At 67.5% G+C, this 20,983-nt stretch carries 14 protein-coding genes and 1 pseudogene; 5 read left to right on the forward strand and 10 right to left on the reverse strand.

All coding sequences use genetic code 11. The annotated features are described in order from the left end of the window. Positions 1 to 52 precede the first annotated feature (52 nt). Positions 53 to 1,693: a sigma-70 family RNA polymerase sigma factor gene (locus IH45_RS1000000145135; protein WP_050514677.1), complete on the reverse strand. Its 1,641-nt coding sequence runs from the start codon at positions 1,691 to 1,693 to the stop codon at positions 53 to 55. 312 nt (positions 1,694 to 2,005) lie between these two features. On the opposite strand from IH45_RS1000000145135, the pseudogene IH45_RS1000000147770 reads away from it, so the two are divergent. After that, positions 2,006 to 2,185 (forward strand): annotated as a pseudogene (locus IH45_RS1000000147770) (hypothetical protein); the annotation flags it as partial. A 468-nt stretch (positions 2,186 to 2,653) separates the two neighbouring features. On the opposite strand, the gene IH45_RS0109200 reads toward IH45_RS1000000147770, so the two are convergent. Together IH45_RS0109200 and IH45_RS1000000149770 are read right to left on the reverse strand one after the other, a co-directional pair. Continuing rightward, complete coding sequence (locus IH45_RS0109200; RefSeq protein ID WP_199810644.1) at positions 2,654 to 4,678, reverse strand: HelD family protein; 2,025 nt, start codon at positions 4,676 to 4,678, stop codon at positions 2,654 to 2,656. 651 nt (positions 4,679 to 5,329) lie between these two features. Further along, entirely contained in the window at positions 5,330 to 5,554 is a 225-nt protein-coding gene (locus IH45_RS1000000149770; protein ID WP_234440469.1) for a hypothetical protein, read from the reverse strand. A 573-nt stretch (positions 5,555 to 6,127) separates the two neighbouring features. On the opposite strand from IH45_RS1000000149770, the gene IH45_RS0109210 reads away from it, so the two are divergent. After that, entirely contained in the window at positions 6,128 to 8,077 is a 1,950-nt protein-coding gene (locus tag IH45_RS0109210) for a family 20 glycosylhydrolase (RefSeq protein ID WP_158812985.1), read from the forward strand. 405 nt (positions 8,078 to 8,482) lie between these two features. On the opposite strand, the gene IH45_RS0109215 is transcribed toward IH45_RS0109210, so the two are convergent. Then, positions 8,483 to 8,728 (reverse strand): hypothetical protein, encoded by a 246-nt coding sequence (locus IH45_RS0109215; protein ID WP_030664259.1) that lies wholly within the window; start codon positions 8,726 to 8,728, stop codon positions 8,483 to 8,485. Positions 8,729 to 8,762: 34 nt separating this feature from the next. Between IH45_RS0109215 and IH45_RS1000000146320 the strand changes: the two genes are divergently transcribed. Further along, entirely contained in the window at positions 8,763 to 8,936 is a 174-nt protein-coding gene (locus tag IH45_RS1000000146320) for a hypothetical protein (RefSeq protein WP_234440470.1), read from the forward strand. 46 nt (positions 8,937 to 8,982) lie between these two features. Here IH45_RS1000000146320 and IH45_RS0109225 read toward each other — a convergent pair whose 3' ends face one another. The 6 genes from IH45_RS0109225 to IH45_RS1000000149245 all read right to left on the reverse strand — a co-directional run bounded on the left by IH45_RS0109225 (position 8,983) and on the right by IH45_RS1000000149245 (position 15,434). After that, a complete protein-coding gene (locus tag IH45_RS0109225; protein WP_030664262.1) occupies positions 8,983 to 10,662 on the reverse strand; it encodes a glycoside hydrolase family 13 protein in 1,680 nt (559 codons plus the stop codon). A 130-nt stretch (positions 10,663 to 10,792) separates the two neighbouring features. After that, the gene (locus IH45_RS0109230) at positions 10,793 to 11,686 is read right to left on the reverse strand and encodes a carbohydrate ABC transporter permease (RefSeq protein WP_030664265.1); all 894 of its coding nucleotides are present in this window, start codon (positions 11,684 to 11,686) and stop codon (positions 10,793 to 10,795) included. Beyond that, complete coding sequence (locus IH45_RS0109235) at positions 11,683 to 12,825, reverse strand: carbohydrate ABC transporter permease (RefSeq protein ID WP_030664268.1); 1,143 nt, start codon at positions 12,823 to 12,825, stop codon at positions 11,683 to 11,685. Before IH45_RS0109235 ends, IH45_RS0109230 begins: the two co-directional genes overlap by 4 nt. Beyond that, on the reverse strand, positions 12,822 to 14,063 hold the full coding sequence (locus IH45_RS0109240) for a sugar ABC transporter substrate-binding protein (RefSeq protein WP_030664270.1): 1,242 nt from the start codon (positions 14,061 to 14,063) through the stop codon (positions 12,822 to 12,824). Before IH45_RS0109240 ends, IH45_RS0109235 begins: the two co-directional genes overlap by 4 nt. A gap of 80 nt (positions 14,064 to 14,143) precedes the next feature. Continuing rightward, positions 14,144 to 15,154 carry a LacI family DNA-binding transcriptional regulator gene (locus tag IH45_RS0109245; protein WP_234440471.1) on the reverse strand — a complete coding sequence of 337 codons (1,011 nt, stop codon included), beginning with the start codon at positions 15,152 to 15,154 and terminating at the stop codon, positions 14,144 to 14,146. Positions 15,155 to 15,197: 43 nt separating this feature from the next. Continuing rightward, on the reverse strand, positions 15,198 to 15,434 hold the full coding sequence (locus IH45_RS1000000149245; RefSeq protein ID WP_199810646.1) for a hypothetical protein: 237 nt from the start codon (positions 15,432 to 15,434) through the stop codon (positions 15,198 to 15,200). Here IH45_RS1000000149245 and IH45_RS0109250 point away from each other — a divergent pair. Beyond that, a complete protein-coding gene (locus IH45_RS0109250; RefSeq protein ID WP_078897389.1) occupies positions 15,354 to 17,552 on the forward strand; it encodes an amylo-alpha-1,6-glucosidase in 2,199 nt (732 codons plus the stop codon). The genes IH45_RS1000000149245 and IH45_RS0109250 overlap by 81 nt on opposite strands. A 549-nt stretch (positions 17,553 to 18,101) precedes the next feature. After that, positions 18,102 to 20,945, forward strand: a complete 2,844-nt coding sequence (locus IH45_RS01000000143380) for a glycosyl hydrolase family 95 catalytic domain-containing protein (protein WP_050514679.1) — start codon at positions 18,102 to 18,104, stop codon at positions 20,943 to 20,945. Positions 20,946 to 20,983 lie beyond the last annotated feature (38 nt).

Genomic DNA, 20,983 nt, shown 5'->3' on the forward strand with positions numbered 1-20,983 from the left:
GTGGCTCCTGCGGGGTGCAGGGGTGCCCAGGGCCTGCGTGAGGCCTGAACCGTCAGCCGCCGAAGGCGCCGCCCTCGTAACGGAATCGGAGCGAGGACGAGTCGTAGTAGTTCATTGTTGTTCCGATGGCAGGGGAGTGGGCTTGACCGGGGGCGGTCTTGTTCCACTCGTCAAGGCCGAGGAAGTACATGGAGTTTCCCTTCTGAGCGAAGGCGATCCGTCCGGCCTTGTCCCTGAAGTAGGTCCAGCGGGCCGTAGCCGCGCTGGAGTCGCAGGAGTGCTGCTGGCGGACCGGAGCGCCATCCGTCGAGGTGCCGGTGTGCGTGAGACACATGCCGGTCTCGTAGTTGCGGATGCGCGCTTCCTGGCCGGCGCGGTCGACGAGCAGCTCCCACTGCTGCGAACGGCTGCCGTCGCACGCGGCCTCGCGTGGCTCGGCGCCTTCCTCCTTGGAGATGTCCATGCACCGGCCGGTGGACGCGATCGGAAGTTGCGTACGGTCGTCGGCGGCGGGCTGCCACGACGGAGGCGTTTCTGGTCGGGTGCTGCCCTCCGGCGGCGTAGGCGACGAGGACGACGAGCTCCGAAGTTTGCTCTTCTTCTCCTTGTTCTTCTCCACCTCCTTCTTTCCCTCTCTCTCCTGTCTCTCCTCCTTCCGGGCGGGGGACGAGGAGGGGACCGTCGTGGCGCTGCGGGTGACGGAAGGGGACGGCGACGGGGCCGAAAGCTCGTCGCTGTCGGGGAAAAACGCGTAGCCGCCCAGGGCCAGAGCGAGCAGCGAGACGGCAATGCCGCCGACCTTGGCGGTGGCGCCAAGGCCGGTGGAGGATGCGGTGACACCGATGCCGGAACCTGTCGCGGCGGTGGCCTTCGTCCCGTACGAGGCGCCCGTCCACAGCAGCACTCCCGCAGGCAGCACGATGCTCAGAAGCTTGTTCAAGTCTCGCAGTTCGGTGCTTGCGCGGCGGCAGCGGGGACAGTTCGCCAGGTGGCGGTTCAGGCCGCGGTGCGTGCGGTGGCGCCGTCCGGAGCTGCGGACCGAGGCGGCCAGGAGGCCGGTGAAGTAGCGGCACTCCTCGGATGCCGCGGTGTCCGAAGCGTGCTCGGCCAGATACGCCTCGCGCAGGCCCTCGCGGGCGCGTGACGTCAGGGAAGCCGCACCGCTCGCGCTCAGGCCGAGCAGCGGAGCAATGCGTTCGGGCGACTCCCCCTCGACGACGGAGTGCCACAGGGCGGTCTGCCAGCGGTCGGGAAGGCTTCGGAACGCGCGCAGCGCCAGGTCGGCGTCTTCCCGGCGCAGCGCCCGGTCCTCCCCGCTCTCCCCGGCCGGCATCTGGGACAGCCAGGTCTCGAAGTCGGTGGAAAGCTCGGTGCGGCGTGCGGTGGCGGCCCAGGCGGCGGCCGTGCGGCGGACCACCGTGAGCAGGTAGGGGCGCCAGGCGCTCTCGGGGCCGGCACCGCGCTGCACGGCTTGCAGGGCCCGGGTGAACGCCTCCGATGCCAGATCTTCCGCTGTGTGCGGATCGCGGGTACAACTGCGGGCATAGCTCAGCACGGACGCGTGGTGCCGCCGGTAGAGCTCGTCGAACGCGGCGTCGGCCGCTGCGGGCGGGCAACTGCGTATCCGGGGGGTCAGGTCGGCGTCGCTGGCGAGGGCTTCCGGAGCGGCAGTGTCGGTGATGCTGTGGCGCATGGTGGTCATCCTGTGGGGGCGTGAGGGATACCTCGTAGAGAACGGGCAACATCCGCGCCGTCCCGCGACGTTATCAACTCGTTATAGAGTTCGGGCGTCATGCCGAAGACCTGGCCGGGGCCTGAGTTCACGTGGACCTGGAGGTGCCTCCCCGGGCATTGGTCTAAACGCCTGTGGGTGGCCGAAGGCTTGCCCGTCGCATGAGGCGGACGTCAAGGCGGTGAGGCGCCAGGAGAGCGACCGGAGTGCCCTGCGCCGTGAGAGAGCCCATCACGAACTTTGTGCTCATTCAAGAGAAAGCAGAGGCGATTTATCACGCACTTCTTTCCTCGGAGTTGTCAATCGCTGCTGCGTGACGAAGCCCCCAACTCGCGGGCAGGAGTGGGCGACGTGATCGACCTGTCACGGTCCAAGCTCGCGGTCGAGGTGGATCGGCTGATGGCCGTCAGAATCGTCACGGTCGACGGACTCGTCGCGTCCCGGGGCGGTCGTTGCCTGAGCCGGTTCTCCTTCGGTAGGGGTAGTGCCGGGCGGCGGCCTGGTGATGTCTGTGCCAGAGGGACCAGCTCAGTGCGTGTGCGACGGGGCCGCCGCGGGGCTCGGGGCGGGGAAGCAGAACGTCCAGGAGCCGCCGGACCTGTGCCGCGGTAAGAGGGATGGTGCTGGTGACGTCGCTTCTGCTGCCCCTTTTCGGTGGTCCTGGCTGCGAGGGCGGTCACGGAGGTGTGGGCGAGCAGGCCGTTCTCGCCGTGTGCCTGCTGACCAGCGGTTTATAAGGCGGCGGGGGCTCACTTGGCCAGGCAACGGCGGGAGAACCGGTCCCAGCGGCGATGTGCGCGAGTGGACGCCCGGCGTCCACGCACCCAAAGTCGGCGACGCCCTTCCGGCGTCAGTGGAGCGTTGGGGTGCGCCGCCATGACAGCCCTCATCCAGGCAGCTCTGGATGTCCGCCGCAGAGCGTTATGAGGCGCGCTGTGACACGGTGTGAACGGCGATCGTGCACAGTCTTTTGGTGGCACGAGTGAGGGCCACATAGAGGTCCCGCTCGCCGCTGGGCCGGGCGGCGGCGATCTCCTCCGGGCCGACGACGACACACGCATCGAATTCCAGGCCCCGGGCCTCGGATGCCGGAACGAGGCGCGCCCACTGGGCGACACCAGCGGCTTCCATGTCCTTGATCCGGGCGTCCGCGCAGAGTACGGCCAGCAGTTCGTTCGGGTGAGCTGCGGCTTGGGCCCGGAGTTCCTGGGTCACGGTGGTGGTGAGGGTGTGCGGGCATGCGGTGAGGTGACGTGGAGGGGCGCCGTGACGGATCGAACGGCTCGGTGCCTGATCGGGGGCGATCCGCGCGAGCAGGTCGTGGGTGGTCGCCAGGATTTCGTGGGTGGTGCGGTAACTGACGGTGAGGGTGTGCAGGGCGAACCGGGTACCGAGATGCGGGCCCAGCGCCTGAGTCCAGTCGCTTGCTGCCGTCGCGGGGCCGGCCTGGGCGAAGTCGCCGACCAGCGTCATCGACCTGGCCGGACATCGGCGCAGCACCATCCGCCACTGCATGGGGGCCAGCTCCTGGGCCTCGTCGATGACGACGTGCCCGAAGGCGTGCTCCGGCGGCCCGTCCACCAGGTTTGCCGCCTCGTCCAACAGCGGGACATCGGCGTCGGTCCACGGATCGGCAGCAGAACGCAGTAGCCGGGAACGCTCGTCGTCCGTGAGCGACGACAAATGCGAGGTCATCGTGCGGGCGTCCGCCAGCAGGTCCCGGTCGACCGCTTCGGGCGTCATCCGTGGCCACAGGACTTCCACCGCGCGGTCCACGTGGGCGTCGCCCTTGAGGTTTGCCCGCAGGGCGTCCGCGTCGAACATCTCGGCCGGGTCCGCGGCCGGCGCGCTATCGACGTCGAAGCCGAGGGCACGGAGGTCGGCCAAGGCCGCGGCGTCGAGGTCCAGGCTGGTGTTCTCGGCGGTCTCGGCATCAATGTGTTCGAGGGCCTCGATGGTGCGACGCTCCAGCAAGCTGGTGACTGTATTGATCAGGTGGTCCTTGAACACCTCGCGCGCGCGGTTGTGCGCAAGGCCGCTCGTTGCCGCGGCCTCCCGCGCCGCGGCGATGTCCTCGCTCTTCAGGCGGACCCAGTCCTGCCCGACGCGCACCGTGAACCCGTGGTCCGGTGGTGCCTGCCAGGAACGCACCAGGTGTGCCAGTGCCTCGGCCAGCGCCGGGTCTCCCTTGAGCCGGGCGACATCGGACGGCTCGACGGCCTTGGGCACCATCCCGGTCAGGTCCGCGCAGGTGGCCAGGACCACGTCGTTCTCCCCGAGTGAGGGGAGCACCTGGGAGATGTAGTCGAGGAACCGCGCGTTCGGTCCCAGCACCAGGACACCGCGCTCGGCGGCCCGCTCGAAGGCGTACAGCACGTAAGCCGCTCGGTGCAGGGCGACGACGGTCTTCCCGGTGCCGGGCCCGCCCTGCACCACCGTGACCCCTTGGTGCGCAGAGCGCACGATCGCATCCTGCTCCGCTTGCAACGTCGCCACCGCCGCACGCATCCGCCCCGTGCGCTGCGCCTCCAGGGCCTCCGTCAGCGGACTGTCACCGATGACGTCGCCAGCCGCGGGTGCGGATCCGTCCAGCAGCTCGTCATTCACTGCCTGGACCGCGCGCTGAGCGAGGCGCAGGTGTCGGCGGCGGCGCAGCCCCATCGGGTGGACGGCCGTCGCCGTGTAGAAGGGGCGAGCCGCTTGCGCCCGCCAGTCGACGAGCAGCGGCAGGTCCCGGTCATCCGTATGTAGGCCGAGCCGTCCGATGTGCAGGACGATTCCGTCCGCGCCGTCGAGCCGGCCGAACACCAGCCCTTCCTCGGCGCCCTCCAGGCGGCGAAGCCGCCGTGACAAACGCTCTGCGGACACCTCACGCGCGTACACCTCGCCCGGGCTGTCAGCCGCCGACCTCAGCACGCCCTTCAGCTCACCCCGTACGTCCGTCATCTGCTGATCGAGCAGCCCGTAGGCGGCGGACACGTGGGCCTGCTCCAGCTCGATCTGCGCTGCGGCGCCCTCATTGAATTGCGACAACTGCGGCCTTTCTCTCGACTTGGCCCTCCACTATGCAGGAAATTTTCTTGAAAGTAAGGCTTGACTTACTTGTCCGAGTCGACCGACGGGCGCATTTCATTGTGACGCTTTGTGACGATGACCACATTGGGTCTTCCGGCTCCGAGTTGCATTCCTGAACTGTCCGAGGAGCCGACCAGGCTTGGATTCCAGGCTGAAGCGAATCGGGCCGGACGACATTCGGCACTTCGCCGCTCTGGAGGCCCCTGGCCCAGGCGTCATGCGTCGCCTCAGCCCTTCGGGCACCACCCGTCGGAGCGCCGCCCTGGTGCTGAATTCCTCAAGGGACGTATTCATAGCGGCGCCGTCGTGTGCGGGTGGGAGGGGGTGTCCGGCCCTGGATCCAGGGGCGGGCGCGGGCGTTGAGCTGGGCGATCGCCGGTTCGGTGGCCTGGGTGATGTTGTGGGGATTGTGGAAGGAACGGCCGGCCAGAGCTGTCTTGCGGAACAGGTGCCACCAGCCCTCCTGCAGATTGAGCCAGCAGGCTCCGGCCGGGATGAACGCGTGATGTCGTCGGTGACGATTCAGATCGTTCCAGCCGGGTTGTCCTGTTCCACTTCGCTGAGGGACTGCTGGTGGCAGGCGCTGCTGCGGGACGAGGCAGTGATCGTGATCTCGTGGCCGTCGCGGATGCGCAGGCCGTCGAAGTCCCAGGTCTTCTCCGGACCGCGTCCGCAGGCGAGTCGGACTGGATCCGGTGGCCGTCGGGTGACCGAGGTGGGCGCGGGCGGGAACGATTGCGGGATCACCGACCCGGGCTCGTCGGCGCAGATGACCGTGGCGTCGGTTGTCGGTCCGGTGTACAGGCTGCCGATCCGCGTCCTTTGGGAACGAAGTCCAGGTCCGTCGAGCGGGTCCAGGACCGCGGGCGGCGCCGGCGCACCTTCCCGGCCAGCAGAATCCGGCGTACCTGCGAGCGGCCTCACCCGAACCCCTTCGTCCCGGGCCGCGACGGTCAGGGTGCCCGGCATCCACCCCGCCGGAGCGCACTCCTCCGGCGCCCACGGTTCCCGCCCGGCTCGCCTCGCAACGTGCGTACGATGCGCCGGGCCTGTGGGAGCGCGCCCAGGACGCGATACTTGAGGGCCAACTGTTACCCAGGCGCCGCAGCTTCACGAAGGCGAAGGGTTTATTGGTGTAGACCTATTGATACCTAGGGGTATCTGGTCTAAACCTCTTGACCCCTTTGGCGGGGCGGAGGATGGTAAAGGACGCTCGGTGAGCAGTTCCTGTCGCAACTCTCCTTCCTTTCGCGATCAGTGGCGCGGGTAGTCCGGAACACGTATGCGCGGGGCCCCGTCATGCCATTTCAAGGAGTCGACATGGCACTAAGACGTTCTGTCATAGGGGTGGTCGCACTGACCCTCTTTGCCGCATCCTTGCTCGTCCTGCGGGGCGCACCTGGCGCCTCGGCCGCTGTGAACAACGCACCGCCTGGAATCGTGCCTGCCATTCAGCAGTGGACTGGCGGGACCGGCCAACTCACCCTCACCTCGTCAAGCCGCGTCGTCGTTCCCGCGAAATCCCCGGCCGTCATCAAGAAGTTGGCAACTCAAGTGGTCGAGGAATTCGCTGAGGTGACCTCGTTGCGATTAAGAGTCGCCACGGGCAGCCCGGCGGAGGGCGACATCGCGCTGCGTATCGATGCCTACGCCGACTTCGGGGCCGCCAAGCCGGCACTGCGCGCCGAAGCGTATCGGCTGAAGGTCGCCAACGGTTCCGTCGGCATCGTGGGCGGCGGTGACAAAGGGCTGTACTACGGCACCCGCACTCTCCTGCAGGCCGTCCTCGCCTCACCCGATCACGCGAGCCTGCCGGCCGGCACGGCCGTCGACTACCCGAACTACGCGGTGCGGGGCTTCATGCTTGATGTGGGCCGACGCTACCTCACGCCGGACTTCATCAAGTCCTACCTGCACTGGATGGGCTGGCTCAAGCTCAACACCTTGCAACTGCACCTGAACGACAACGAAATCCACGCACCCGACGGTGACTGGCCCAAGGCCATCTCCGCGTTCCGGCTGAAAAGCACCAATCCGAACTTCGCCGGACTCGGAGCGGACAAGGGCTACACACGTCAGGACTGGGACTCCTTCGAGGATGTCGCGGGCGCCAACGGTGTCACGATCATCCCCGAGATCGACTCTCCGGCGCACTCCCGGGCCTTCATCGAGTTCAAGCCAGAGCTGGGCCTCAACAACGGCAACTCCGATCACCTCGATCTGAGCAAGCCGGAGACCACCGACTTCATGAAGAGCGTGTTCGCCGAATTCGTCCCCTGGTTCCGCGGACCCGCCGTCCATATCGGCATCGACGAATACCCCGCGGATCGGGCGGAGCAGTTCAAGAAGTACGTCAACACCATGGCTCCGTACGTACGCTCGCTCGGCAAGAAGGTCCATGCCTGGGGGAGCTTCACCCGCATGCCGGGAGGCGGCACGGGCTACGACAAGGGCATGTCCATCAACAGCTGGAACAACGGCTGGTACTCGCCCAAGGCCGCCATAGCCGACGGGTACAAGGTCATAAACTCCAACGACAACCTGCTCTACGTCGTCCCCTTCGCGGATTACTACCACGGCCAAGGACTCGACGGCCAGGACATCTTCAAGACCTGGGCGCCAAACATCTTCGGCGGTGACCAGAACCTCGCGGTCCAGGATCCGAACCTCCTCGGAGCCATGCCCGCCGTATGGAACGACTTGGTCCGCGCGGACTACACCGAGCTGCAGGTGCACGGTCTCATCGACAAGAGCTTCGACGCCTTGGCGCAGAAGATGTGGTCCGGCGGCGCGGCAGGGACTGATTACACCGCTTTCCAGAACAGGGCGGCCGACGTGGGCAGGGGCCCTGGCACTACCTACCTCAGTCCCGACCGGGCTCCTGGAGACCTGGCCTACCGGCGCCCGGTATCAGCGTCTTCCGTGGAGACGTCTGCCTTTCCGCCCTCCCACGTGGTCGACGGCCGCGGTTCCACCCGGTGGTCCAGTCAGTACAGCGACAATCAATGGGTGAGGGTGGACCTGGGCGGTGAACGGCGCATCAGCTCCGTCCGTCTGAACTGGGAGGTGGCGTACGGAAAGGACTACGACATCCAGGTGTCCAGCAACGGTGGCAACTGGCAGACCGTGGCCGAGCGCCGAGGCCGCACCACTGCCGGAACCGACACGATCACCTTCTCCACCGCCACCGCGCGTTACGTCCGCATGCAAGGAATCACCCGCGGCACCGGCTACGGATACTCCCTCTATTCTCTGGAGGTCTTCGCTTGAGTGAGCGGAGGGAGTAACACCGCCTGGCACGAATCCGGGGAGTGCTTGTCCGCGAGCCGGTGGACGGGTGCTCCCATCGGCCTCTGTGAGGATGTAAGTGGGAGCACGTACACGGTCAATGTCTGCGTTGCTCTGTGGCGCGGTGAGAAATGGACGCATGGTGCAACAGCCCCGGGCATAGGCAGACTCTGATCTACGCCTCGTCGCGCATCGCCGGCGCGGCCATCATCGACCGAGGTGACGGTTCGGTGATCGCCGCTCTGGACATCGATTACCAGCCCGCCACTACGTCGGCCGCTCGGTCACGCGCACTCCACCCAGAACCTGTTGATGGCCGACCCCGTGGGTCTCGCCCGGCGGGTCAGGACACCGGGCGAGACATGTGAGGGTCCAGAACGGCTGAGGTCAGGAGCTCAGCTCGCTCCGCTGCGGCTCGGGACAGGCGGATGAGCAGCCGGGAGTTTCCCCACCGCCGCTGATCGCCCCGACCGCGTCGAAGGTGCGGCCGGGGCTCGCGCCGTCGACGGTGAACGGGCTGCTCGGCGTGGCGGGCGCGGGCTGCGGATTCCTGCCGGTGAGGAGGCCGACGAGCAGCACCAAGTGGTCGGCACGGTCGAGCGCAAGGTGATGCGCGCTCGACCACCTCTTCAAGCTCGGCTATGGCGCCTCCCCCCAACTCGTCAAGTTGGAGGCCGGCGGCGACACCAACTCCACCGGCGGCGCCGGGCCGAGCCATATGCACGCCCGCACCAAGGTCAACTGTGACCAGGTCTACCAGTGGTGGCTCGCCGAGGAGGCCAAGAAGCACAACCCCCACTACCTCGGCGGCTGGGCCGAGCGCGGCTTCCACGATGGTTGACGGTCACACGACGGGAGCTCTCGTCGCCGCTGCCGCGGCCCAGTCGCTACACGACCCACCAGGCGGCGGATTCGGCCGGTTGCTTGTCACCCGACGGCTCGGGGGCGGAGGAGAGGAGGAGCGTAGCCCCGTGCGGCGCCGGGACGGGGGATGGACCGCAGTTGACCGTGCACAGGAGACCACCCCTGCGGAAGGACAGAACGCCGTCGGGGGTGTCCGGGACTTCGTCCCAGACCAGGCCGCCGTCTCGCAGGTCAGGGATGGCCGAGCGCAGCGCAAGGGCGGCCCGATACAGATTCAGCGTGGACTCGCCGCGTAGGTCTTGCTCGGCAGCTCCGTACGACGAGAACCAGTGCGGCTGGGGCAGCCACGCGGCAGTGGCGTCGGTGAAGCCGTACGTGGGCGCGCTGCCGTGCCAGGGGAGCGGGACTCGGCAGCCGTCGCGCCCTCGGCGTGCTCCGCCGGAGCGGTGGTACATCGGGTCCTGCAGGGCTGAGGTCGGCAGGTCGACGACTTCGGCCAGGCCCAACTCCTCGCCTTGGTAGAGATACACCGAGCCGGGCAGCGCGAGCATCATGAGCAGGGCGGCGCGGGCGCGGCGTTCACCGAGGGCTGTGTCACCGGGCTGGCCGCCGGGCTCGCCTCCCGCGTAGCGGGTCACGGCGCGTGGCATGTCGTGATTGTTGAGGACCCAGCTCACGGCGGAGCCGGCGGCGGTGACGGCCTCCAGGCCGCGGCAGATGACGTCATGGAAGGCCGCGGAGTCCCATTCGGTGCGCAGGAACTCGAAGAAGAAGCTCTGGTGCAGTTCGTCCGGGCGTTGGTAGAGAGCCACTTGGCGCGGATTGAGGACGCCGATCTCGCCGACCAGAACACGGGCGCGACCGTCCCGGCGCTCGTACTCGTCGGTGAGGGCTCGCCAGCGCCGCCAGACGTCATGGACCTCGGGGCGGTTCCAGGCAGCGGAGTTGACCGGGTCCCCGGTGATCTCGTCGAGCGCCGCGTGTGGGTCGTCGGGCAGGCCCTGCTGCTTGTGCAGGCCGTGAGCGACGTCGATGCGAAAGCCGTCCACGCCCAGGTCGAGCCAGAAGCGAAGGACCGAGTCGAAGTAGTCACCGACGCGCGGGTCGGCCCAGTTGAAGTCGGCCTGTTCGGGGGCGAACGAGTGCAGGTACCACTGTCCAGGGGTGCCGTCGTCGGCAGTCGTGCGGGCCCATGAGGAACCGCCGAAGATGGAGCGCCAGTTGTTGGGCGGTTCGGCGCCCTCTGGACCGCGGCCGTCGGCGAAGTGGAACAGCGCGCGCTCAGGGCTTCCCGGGGCGCCGGCGAGTGCCGCCTTGAACCACGGGTGCTCGATGGAGCAGTGGTTCGGGACGATGTCGGCGAGGACGCGCAGGCCCAGCGCGTGAGCTCGGGCGATGACGCGGCTCATCATGTCCAGGTCGCCGAAGCGGGGGTCCACGTCGTGGTAGTCGGCGATGTCATAGCCGTGGTCGTACTGGGGCGAGGGGTAGAACGGGCTCAGCCAGATGGCATCGACTCCGAGGCGGCGCAGGTAGGGGAGGCGCTGGAGCAGCCCTCCGAGATCGCCGGTACCGGTGCCGGTGGAATCGTGGAAGCTGCGGACGTAGATCTGGTAGACGACCGCCGTGCGCCACCACGGGTCCTGGCGGGTCGAGGGGAGGGAGAGCCGGGTGGTGACGGCATGAGGTGCAGTGGTGGTCATGCAGGTGCGCTGGCTTTCCGGGAAGGGTGTGAAGAGGGAGGGGCATCGAGGACGACGCGGATGGGTATTGCGGGAACAGACTGATGGGTGTTGCGGGAAGAGACTGGTGACAGCGGCCTCGACGCGGCCCCTACTCCTTGAGCGCTCCCGCGTTTCCGCCGCGCACGAAGTGGCGCTGGAAGACGAAGAAGATGATGGCGACCGGGATGGTGGCCAGCAGCGCCGCGGTGAGCTTCAGCGGGTATCGAGTGCCCGATCCCAGGCTTCCGGAGACGAACTGGGCGAGGCCCGTGGTGAGGGTGGCGTGTTCGGAGGACTGCGTGGTGACGACGAAGTGCGTGAATTCGTTCCACGAGCCCTGGAAGGACAGGATGGTGAGCGTGAGCAGCGCGGGCTTCGCCATCGGCAGGACCACCGACCAGTAGATGCGTAGCACGCCGGCGCCGTCGATCCGGGCCGCCTCTTCGATCTCGCGCGGTACGGACTCGAAGAACTGCTTCATGATGAAGATGCCGACGGCGTCCACGAGCAGTGGCACGATCATGGCCGTGTAGGTGTCGTAGATGCCCAAGTACTGGACCACCAGAAACTTGGGGATCATCAGGACGACGCCGGGAACGGCCATCACGGAGATGAGCAGAACGGTCAGCAGGCCACGGCCGCGGAAGCGCAGGCGGGCCAGGGCGTAGCCGGCGAGCGAGTCGAGAACGACCCGCCCGACAGTGACCGTCAGGGAGATGAAGAGGGAGTTGCCCAGCCACGTCGGAAACGCCGCGCCCTCGGAGCCGCTGAAAAGCTGGCGGTAGGTGGCCACAGTGAACGGATTCGGCAGCAGACTGAGCGGTGACGCGGCGGCCTGTGGGTCGGTCTTGAAAGTTGTCACCACTTGGATGACGAACGGCATCAGAAAGGCGAGCGCCACCAGCGACATGACCAGTGTGCCGATGAGCCGCAGCCTTCCACGCGGGTCCCGTCGTGTCGCACGCGCCTGCGGCGTCGTACTCGACGTACTCGAAGCAGTCATCGGGCTGCCCTCCTTGGTCGCAGCCGTCGCCGGCCGTCGCGCTCCCGCAGCACGAGGCGCTGCACCCCGGTCATCACGAGGATGATCGCCAGCAGGACGAAGGAGATCGCAGCTCCGGTCCCGTACTGTGCGTCCTTGAAGCTCATGTTGTAGGAGAGGAACGCGGGGGTCAGCGTCGTGTTCGCGGGCTGTCCCTGGCTCATCACGTACACCTGGTCGAAAACCTGCCAGGTACCGATGAGGCCGAGCGTGATCACCAGGAAGAGAATGGGCCGCAGTGCTGGAAGGATCACGTGGCGCAGTGTCTGCCAGCGGTTGGTACCGTCGAGTCGGGCCGACTCCAGCTGGGCTTCGGGAATGTCCTGAAGCGCGGCCAGGAACATCAGCATGAAGGTGCCGGACGTCGTCCAGACCACGAGCATGATGATGGTGCACATTGCGATGGAGGGGCCGGAGAGCCACTCCCACCAGGACAGGCCGAGCACGCCGTGGTCGGCCAGTGCAGCGGGCGGAGAGCTCGGATCGACCAGGCCGATCCAGTCGAGCGCCACCCACACCAGTCCTCGCGCGTCCGTGAACCAATTAGGACCCTGGACGCCCACCCACTTGAGCAGGCTGTTGACCGCTCCGCTGCTCTGGAACAGGAAGAGGAACACCGTGGAGACGGCGATGGAGCTGGTGACGGACGGGAAGTAGAAAGCCGTTCGGAAGGCCCCCTTGCCCTTGAGCCGCTGCTGGTTCACGGCCAGTGCGAGGCCCAGCGCCAGCGCGGTCTGGAGAGGGACTGCCAGGACAACGTAGTAGAGGTTGTTCCGCAAGGACGTCATGAAGAGCGTCCGGGTCAGGCCGTCCTCGGCGAACAGACCCTGATAGTTGTCCAGCCCGACGAAGTCAGCAGCTCCCGAGAACGGGTTCGACTGGCCGTCCCAGTCCAGCAGGCTCACCCACAGAGCCATGATGACCGGCACCGCCAGGAACAGGCCCAGGACCAGCACCATGGGGCTGACGAAGACCCAGCCCCACACCCCCTGGCGGCCATCGCGACGTGGCCTGCGAAGGCGGTCGAGACGACCCGGAGGGCGACGTTCGCTGCCGGGTTCGGGCCCCGCTCCCAGCTCCGGTTCCGTGGTGGTACTCATCGCCTGTTACCGCCCAGAACCGATGCGCCGTTCTTCTGCAAGCCGGCCAGGAGCTCCGCCGGGTCCTTGTCCGCGAGTCCGGCAAGGGAGGTGTTGAACTCGGCCATCACCTGCCGCATGCTGGGTGCGGAGACCGGCAGTTGGGCGTACGAGGCTCCGTCCGCCCAGGCTGCCGACTCGGGGTTCTGGCGCCTGTACTTGTCGAGCAGCGTCTGCTTCGACGGCATCACGCCGACCACCTTGGCAAACGTCAGCTGGCTGCTGTCGCTGGTCAGGTGGTTGACGAGGTCGACGGCGGCGGCCTGATGCCTGCTCTTGGCGGCGATGCCCCAGCAGTTGGTGAAGGCCATCGTGCCTTTGCCGCCGGGCCCCTCGGGAAGCGGGACGACCTTGTACGAAGTGCCGGGGAAGTCCTTCTCCATCATGCCGGCAAGCCAGTTGCCCTCGATGGTCATCGCGGCCTTGCCCTTGCCGAACGCCTCGCCGCCCCACCCGGAATCCAGGGCCTTGGGAAACTTGAGCACGCCCTGCGTGAGGAGTTCCTTCACATACGCCAAAGCCCTGACGTTCGCCTTGTCAGTGGCCGTCATCTTCTTCTGATCGGGGCTGGTGAGCCACGAGCCGGACTGCTTGAAGAAGGCTCCGAGCTGGTTGTAGTCGGCGTTGACGGTCAGGCCGGTGACACCGTCCTTGGTGAGCTTCTTGGCCACCCTGGCCAGGTCGTCCCACGTCCTGGGGTAGTCGGCCTCGGTGAGCCCGGCCTTCTTCCACAGGTCGGTGTTGACGGCGAGCCCCAGCGTCGACTGGTCCTTGGGCGCGCAGAACATCTTGTCGTCGTACGTGAAGGCCCGGGTCAGCAGCGGGCTGAACGCCTTGCTGTCCTTGAGCTTGTCGCCGTACGCGTAAAGGGAGCCCCGCTGGGCGTACGTGGGGAACTGTTCCCCGGACGTGTAGAAGACGTCCGGCGGGTTGTTGCCGGCGAAGGCCTGGCCGAGCTGTTGGTCGATGTTCTGCGCGATGTCCACCGTGACGGAGTTGCCCGTCTTCTCGGCCCACGCGTCTGCGGCCCGCTTCACCGCAGCGGTCTCGGGGCTGCCGGAGGTGGCGATGAGAACCTTGATCTCTTGCTTGCCCGAGGTGACCTGGCTCGGTCCCTGGCCGAATCCCGACGAACAGGCCGTGGCCAGCAGAGAGACCGCCAGTCCGCAGGCGACGAGGGGCAGTTTGGTGCGGCTCATGATCGTTCCTAGCTGTGAGTGCGAGTGCCGTGGTGCAAGGGTGAGTACGCCTCTGGGGAAGACGTGCTCGGCCGGCTGGATCAGATGTCCGTCACCACCCCCGATCCGGAAGGGCCGGAGCTGTCCCTGATGACGAGCCGGGGCGTCAGCAGCAAATGCTCGGTGGGGCGCCAGGGTTCGCTGATCCGCGCGAGAAGCATCCGTACACATTCCTCGGCGACCTGTTCGAGGGGCTGTTCCACGGAGGTGAGGGTCGGGGCGAGGAGTTCCGCGAAGGGCGAGTCGTCGAAACCCGTGACCGCGACGTCGGTGCCGGGCTGCAGTCCGCGCTCCCGCAGCGCGTCGTAACAGCCGAGAGCCAGCGCATCACTCACGGCCACGACCGCGGTCACGTCCTGGTCCAGGAGCGTGCCCGCGGCCTGCCGGGCGGTCTCGGTCGAGTTGGAGGCGGCCGCGCGCAGATCGCGTACCGGCAGTCCGTGGCGTTTCATGGCACGCTGCCAGCCGGCGACTCGGTTGTCACCGGTGCCGCTGCCGGCGGGCCAGCCCAGCAGGCCGATCCGCTCGTGCCCCGCAAGGGCAAGGTGCTCGGTCGCTGCCTCGATGCCCGCTGCGCCGTCGACGTCCACCCAGTCGCCGAAGTCCTGTTCACTCCAGGACCGGCCGAAGGCGACGAAGGGCACGGACTTGCCATGCAGCCAGCGGTGGCGCGCGTCATCCTTCCTCGTGCGGTCCAGGACGAACGCGTCGACGGCCCGCTCCCGCAGCAGCTCGTCGTATCGTTCGACCTCCTCCTCGGGGGAGTCGGCGGAGAAGACCAGGAGCCGGTAGCCGGCCGCGGCTGCAAGCGCGTGCAGAAAACGGTCCTGCACTGCGTTGGAGCGGCCGGCCACGCTGCGTTCCAGCGCGTAGCCGATGGTCCGCGACTCGCGGCGGCGCAGCGACCGGGCCGCGGTGTGCGGCCGGTAGCCCAGCTTTTCGATGGCGGCGGTCACGCGAGCCAACGTCTCGGGCCGGAGAAGGTCGGGATTGTTGAGCGCGTTGGAAACCGTCTGCTTGCCGACTTGGGCGAGGCGGGCGACGTCGGCCATCGTCGGGGGCCGTGATCGCGCCGGGGAAGTCTTTCGAGGGCTGTCATTGGTCATTTCGGTCCACACGGAAGGTCGGGTACGGTGTGAGCGCGTTGCCGTTTGGATCGATCCAATACTTTCTTGGATCGATCCAATCCCTGAAGCGATCCTGACTGTACACACCACATCCGGCAAAAAAGAAGGCCAAAGGTCCGTCTAGATGTCGCAGCAGATCCGTCACACGCCGCAGCCCCAGAGCGTTCAACACATACCTGACCAGCAGCGCGATCTCCCGGCGCATGCCTCAGAGCCTGACGGCCAGCCGTTCGTCCATGACGCCACCCTGGCGATCTGGGCCCCCTCCTTCGTGGCATCGCGGCCCGACGGGAACATGACCGCGCCAGTCGACGGCTTCTACCACGGGGACCGGCGCTTCCTGCGCTCCTTGCGCATCACCGTCGACGGCGTGCACCTCGCTTCGACGAACGCCACCGCCGAGTCCGCCAGCCGGGTCACGTACGACGCCGTGCTCCGCGGCGTGGCACAGCAGACTGCCGACCCGGCGGTGACCCTGCATCGCGAGCGCACCGTCGTTCCGGGGTGCTTCACCGAGAACCTGACCCTCACCAACAACGGCCCGCTTCCCGCACGGTTCACCCTGCGTGTCACAGCCGAGGGCGACTTCGCCGCCATGGACGCGGTCAAAGAGGGTGCTACGACGCCACTCGTCGCGCCGTACTCTGCCGAGCACCGTCTGACCTGGGCTTCGAGTGGATCGCTGATGTCGCTGTCAGCCCGGACTCCCGGCAGCACGGTCGCCGGCGTGCCCCGCTCCCGCCTCTCGGTGTCCGGGACTCAGGGCATCTTCGCCTTCGACATCTCCCTCGCCCCCGGCGATACCTGGACGTGCGAGCTCGTGGGCCGGGCGGACACGGACTCGCCCACCCCTTTCCGCCCGGTGACCGAGGATGCCCGGCCCTGGGCAGACCTGGGCCTCAGCTGCGCGGACGGTGACTTCACGCGCCTGATCACTCAGTCCGAACAGGACCTCGCCCGCCTGCTGCTCGCCGACCCGCAGGCCCCCGAAGACCTCTTCGTCGGGGCAGGCGCCCCGTGGTACCTCACCCTGTTCGGCCGCGACTCCCTGTGGGCGGCCCGCATGCTGCTGCCCCTGGGCACCGACCTGGCGGCGGGAACCCTGCGCACCCTGGCCCGCCGCCAGGGCCGGACCGCCGTGCCTGCCACCGAGGAACAACCCGGCAAGATCCTGCACGAGGTGCGCGCCGAGGCGCAGGAACTCAGCGACGGCAGCCGACTGCCCGCGCAGTATTACGGGACCATCGACGCCACCCCGCTGTGGATCTCGTTGCTGCACGACGCGTGGCGCTGGGGCATGCCGTCCGAAGACGTCAAAGCACTGCTCCCGCACCTCGAAGCAGCCCTCAACTGGCTTGTGGAATACGGAGATCCGGACGGCGACGGTCTGCTGGAGTACATCGACTCCACCGGTACCGGCCTTGCCAACCAGGGCTGGAAGGATTCCGGCGACTCGGTCCGCTTCCGGGACGGCTCCCTGGCGACCGCTCCCATCGCGCTGTGTGAGGTGCAGGCGTACGCGCACAAGGCGGCCATGGACGGCGCCGCGCTCCTCGACGCCTTCGGCCGCCCCGGCGGCGATCGCTACCGGTCCTGGGCCGCACAACTGCGGGAAGCGTTCCGGCGCGGATTTTGGGTGTCCGACGAGCATGGCCCCTACACAGCCATCGCGCTCGACGCGGACAAGCGCCCGGCCGACGCCATCACCTCGGGAATGGGGCACCTCCTCAACACCGGCCTGCTCGACGCCGAGGAGGAACGACTCATCGCCGACCGGCTCCTCGCTCCAGACCTGGCCGACGCTTATGGGCTGCGCACGTACTCGACCGCCAACGGCGGCTACAACCCCCTCGGCTACCACATCGGCAGCGTATGGCCCCACGACACAGCCATCGCCGTACACGGACTGGCCCGTGCCGGATACCCGGATCACGCCCGCCGACTCGCGGAGAACCTGATCGCGGCAGGGCCCGCCTTCGACTCCCGTCTACCGGAACTGTTCGCGGGCACCGCCCGCTCGACCTCCGCCCGACCGTCGCCCTACCCGGCGTCGTGCCGGCCCCAGGCGTGGGCCGCCTCCTCCTCGGTGGCCGTGCTGCAGGCGCTCCTCGGCCTTGAGGCGGACGTTCCCGCGGGACGCCTGAGTATCCAGCCGACGGCCAGCAAGCTGCTGCCCCTGAGCGTCTCGGGATTGAGCGTCGCTGGGCACCCGCTGTCCATTTCCGTCGCGGCCGACGGCACGGTGTGCGCCAGCACATCGGCACCGCTGCAGGTGAGTACCCAGACTCCGCCCCGAGAGATCTCCGCCATCAGCGTCGGCTGAGAGTAGCGGCACCCACCAAGCAGGCACGAGGCACGCCATCTTTCCAACCCCCGCCATCCGGTGTGCCTCGTGCCGCCCCTCGACTGTTCGCCTGCCGCGCGAACAACGCCGGCCCCGGCGATCTGCCTGGGCTCCATCAGGTGTGCGATCAGAGGTCGAGCCGATGGTGCACCATTTCCGCCGATACGACACGTGCGTCCCTGAGGCCGAACATCGTCTCGGAACGGGGACCCGAACGTCCTCACGACGGTGCTAATCGGCCATGGAGCCCGGCAGTTGACCGACCCATGGCGCCCAACCCGGGTCCTGGCCGTGTCACGGCTTCGCAAAGTCGCGGGACGGCCGGGGGCGTTGCCGCTCGTACCTCATGATGGACCCTCCGTACGGGCAAGTCCTCCGACTAATTCTGAGTGACTCTTCCCGCTTTCCTTGTGATTTCGGGGCAATAGCTCCAATCATCTTCGGCTGTTCAAAGTATTGATCCGACCTCTCCTTCGGCCTACGGTGACACCGCCACTCACCGCCCAGAGCCGAGGGGACCCGTACGTGATGAGCAGGAGAAGAGGAAGACGGGGCTGGCGCCGACTCGCTTCGATCACCGTCGTATCGGCGCTCTGCGTCGCTCCGGTCTCGGTCGCGGCCCATGCCGCGCCCGTGGCGAAACCCGCAGCCGCGACTGCCGACCCCCACACCCTGTGGTACTCCAAGCCGGCCGCCGACTGGGAGAAGGAAGCGCTGCCCATCGGCAACGGAGCCATGGGCGCCATGGTGTACGGCGGAGTGGGGGCCGAGAAGCTGCAGTTCAACGAGAAGACGCTGTGGACAGGGGGGCCGGGCTCCGCGGGATACACCTTCGGCAACTGGACCTCGCCGCGCCCCAAGGCCCTCCAGGAGGTCGTCGACGAGATCAACGCCAAGGGCAAGGCCGCTCCGCACTGGGTCGCCGGCAAGCTCGGTCAGGAGCGGAAAGGGTTCGGTGCCTATCAGACCTTCGGCGACCTCAACCTCGACATGGAAGGCGACGAGCCCTCCTACACGAACTACCGCCGCTCACTCGACACGCGGAACGCGGTCGCCGGTGTCCGGTATGACGCAGCTGGTGCCACCTATGAGCGGGAGTACTTCGCCAGTTACCCGGACAAGGTGATCGCCGGGCGGCTCGGGGCGAACCAGTCCGGCAAGGTTTCCTTCACGCTCGGATACGGGTCACCGCGCAAGGACTTCACCGTGACCGCGAACGGCGGGCGGCTCACCATCCGGGGCAAGCTCGCCGACAACGGTCTCGTCTTCGAGTCGCAGATCCAGGTCAAAGCCCAGGGCGGCACGGTCACCGGCAGTGGCGGTCAGGTGAAGGTCACGGGCGCCGACAGTGCCACCTTCGTGATGAGTGCGGGCACCGACTACGCGCAGAAGTACCCCGGTTACCGGGGCGATGACCCGCACGAGAGGGTGACGAAGGCCGTGGACGCGGCGGCCGCCAAGTCCTACGACAGCCTCAAGAGCGCCCATGCAGCCGACCATCGGGAACTGTTCGACCGGGTGAAGCTCGACATCGGCCAGTCGATGCCCGACAAGCCCACCGACAAGCTCCGGGCCGAGTACACCGGCGGCTCATCGCCGCAGGACCGGGCCCTGGAGTCGCTCTACTACCAGTACGGGCGCTATCTGCTGATCGCGTCCTCGCGGTCCGGTTCACTGCCCGCGAACCTCCAGGGCGTGTGGAACAACTCGACCTCCCCGACGTGGAGCTCCGACTACCACACCAACATCAACGTCCAGATGAACTACTGGCCCGCCATGCAGGCCAACCTCGCCGAGACCGCCGAGCCGTACACCGAGTTCGTCGAGGACCTGAGGAACGCGGGCGCCAAGTCGGCCGCGGGCATGTTCGGCTCACCGGGCTGGGTCGTGCACAACGAGACCAACCCATTCGGCTTTACCGGCGTGCACAACGCTGCGACATCCTTCTGGTTCCCCGAGGCCAACGGCTGGGTCGCCTCGCAGCTCTACGACCAGTACCTGTTCAGCAAGGACACGGCGTATCTGCGCGACCGGGCCTACCCGGTCATGAAGGGCGCTGCGGAGTTCTGGCTGAAGAACCTGCGTACCGATCCGAAGGACGGCAAGCTCGTCGTCGCGCCCACCCTCTCACCCGAGCACGGGGACTACACCTCGGGTGCCTCCATGGCACAGCAGATTGTGTGGGGGCTGCTGAACGACACCCTCGCCGCCGCGAAGGAACTGAACGCCGACTCCTCGTTCCAGAGCGACCTGAAGACGGCTCTGGACAAGCTCGACCCCGGCCTGCGCGTGGGCTCCTGGGGCCAACTGCAGGAGTGGAAGGCCGACCTGGACAGCCAGACCGATCAGCACCGCCATGTCTCACACCTGTACGCCCTGCATCCGGGCAGTCAGATCTCGCCGGACGGGTCCCCCAAGTTCGCGGACGCGGCCAAGGTGACGCTCAACGCGCGCGGCGATGGCGGGACCGGGTTTGAATCCCCCGGCTGGAGCAGGGCGTGGAAGACGAACTTCTGGGCGCGGCTGCTCGATGGCGACCGCGCGCACAAGATCCTCGCCGAGCTGCTCAAGTCCACTACTCATGCCAACCTGTTCGACTTCCATCCTCTGGACGGCGGCAGCTCCGTCTTCCAGGTCGACGGCAATTTCGGTGCCACTTCGGGCATGTCCGAGATGCTGCTGCAGTCCCAGAACGGTGAGATCCGCCCGCTGGCCGCGCTGCCGGACGCCTGGAAGTCCGGTTCGTTCAGCGGTCTGAAGGCGCGGGGCAACGTCACCGTGGACGCCTCGTGGAAGAAGAGCGGGGCCGCCGAGTTCACCCTCGCCCCCAAGACGTCAGGCGAGATCGCCGTACGCAGCCCGATGTTCCTCGGTGCGTTCAAGGTCACCGACACCACGACCGGCGAGGCCATCACCCCCGAGCGCGACAGGCAGCGCATCACCTTCGACGGCAAGGCGGGTCACGTCTACAAGGCCACCGGCACCCTTTCGGCGGCGATTGTCGGGGTCGGCAGCGACAAGTGCGTGGACGTCCCCGGCGCGAACTCCCAGGACGGCACCGATCTGAACCTCCACACCTGCAACAACTCCGACGCCCAGAAGTGGACCTTCAGCGGCGCCGGTGGCGAGGTCCGCGCCCTCGGCAAGTGCCTGGACGTGCAGGGGGCGAGCCAGACGGACGGTACCCCGGTGCAGCTCTACCGGTGCAACGGCACCAACGCCCAGAAATGGACGTACGACCCACAGAGTCAGGAGCTCAAGGCCTTCGGCAAGTGCCTCGACGCCTACCAAAGCGGCACCGCCGACGGCACCAAGCTGACCCTCAATACCTGCCACGGCAGCGCCAACCAGAAATGGCGTCTCGTTTCCTGACCCTTGCGAACCGCATTTCCCACCACAGAGGAGCCGCA

This window comes from Streptomyces rimosus subsp. rimosus, assembly GCF_000720725.1.
Lineage (GTDB): Bacteria > Actinomycetota > Actinomycetes > Streptomycetales > Streptomycetaceae > Streptomyces > Streptomyces rimosus_A.

Bases quoted from the DNA above. Each gene is read 5' to 3' on its own strand.
- IH45_RS1000000145135 (WP_050514677.1), bottom strand. From the start codon at position 1,693: ATGCGCCACAGCATCACCGACACTGCCGCTCCGGAAGCCCTCGCCAGC.
- IH45_RS0109200 (WP_199810644.1), bottom strand. From the start codon at position 4,678: ATGACGGACGTACGGGGTGAGCTGAAGGGCGTGCTGAGGTCGGCGGCT.
- IH45_RS0109210 (WP_158812985.1), top strand. From the start codon at position 6,128: ATGGCACTAAGACGTTCTGTCATAGGGGTGGTCGCACTGACCCTCTTT.
- IH45_RS0109225 (WP_030664262.1), bottom strand. From the start codon at position 10,662: ATGACCACCACTGCACCTCATGCCGTCACCACCCGGCTCTCCCTCCCC.
- IH45_RS0109230 (WP_030664265.1), bottom strand. From the start codon at position 11,686: ATGACTGCTTCGAGTACGTCGAGTACGACGCCGCAGGCGCGTGCGACA.
- IH45_RS0109235 (WP_030664268.1), bottom strand. From the start codon at position 12,825: ATGAGTACCACCACGGAACCGGAGCTGGGAGCGGGGCCCGAACCCGGC.
- IH45_RS0109240 (WP_030664270.1), bottom strand. From the start codon at position 14,063: ATGAGCCGCACCAAACTGCCCCTCGTCGCCTGCGGACTGGCGGTCTCT.
- IH45_RS0109245 (WP_234440471.1), bottom strand. From the start codon at position 15,154: ATGGCCGACGTCGCCCGCCTCGCCCAAGTCGGCAAGCAGACGGTTTCC.
- IH45_RS0109250 (WP_078897389.1), top strand. From the start codon at position 15,354: ATGTCGCAGCAGATCCGTCACACGCCGCAGCCCCAGAGCGTTCAACAC.
- IH45_RS1000000149245 (WP_199810646.1), bottom strand. From the start codon at position 15,434: ATGCGCCGGGAGATCGCGCTGCTGGTCAGGTATGTGTTGAACGCTCTG.
- IH45_RS01000000143380 (WP_050514679.1), top strand. From the start codon at position 18,102: ATGAGCAGGAGAAGAGGAAGACGGGGCTGGCGCCGACTCGCTTCGATC.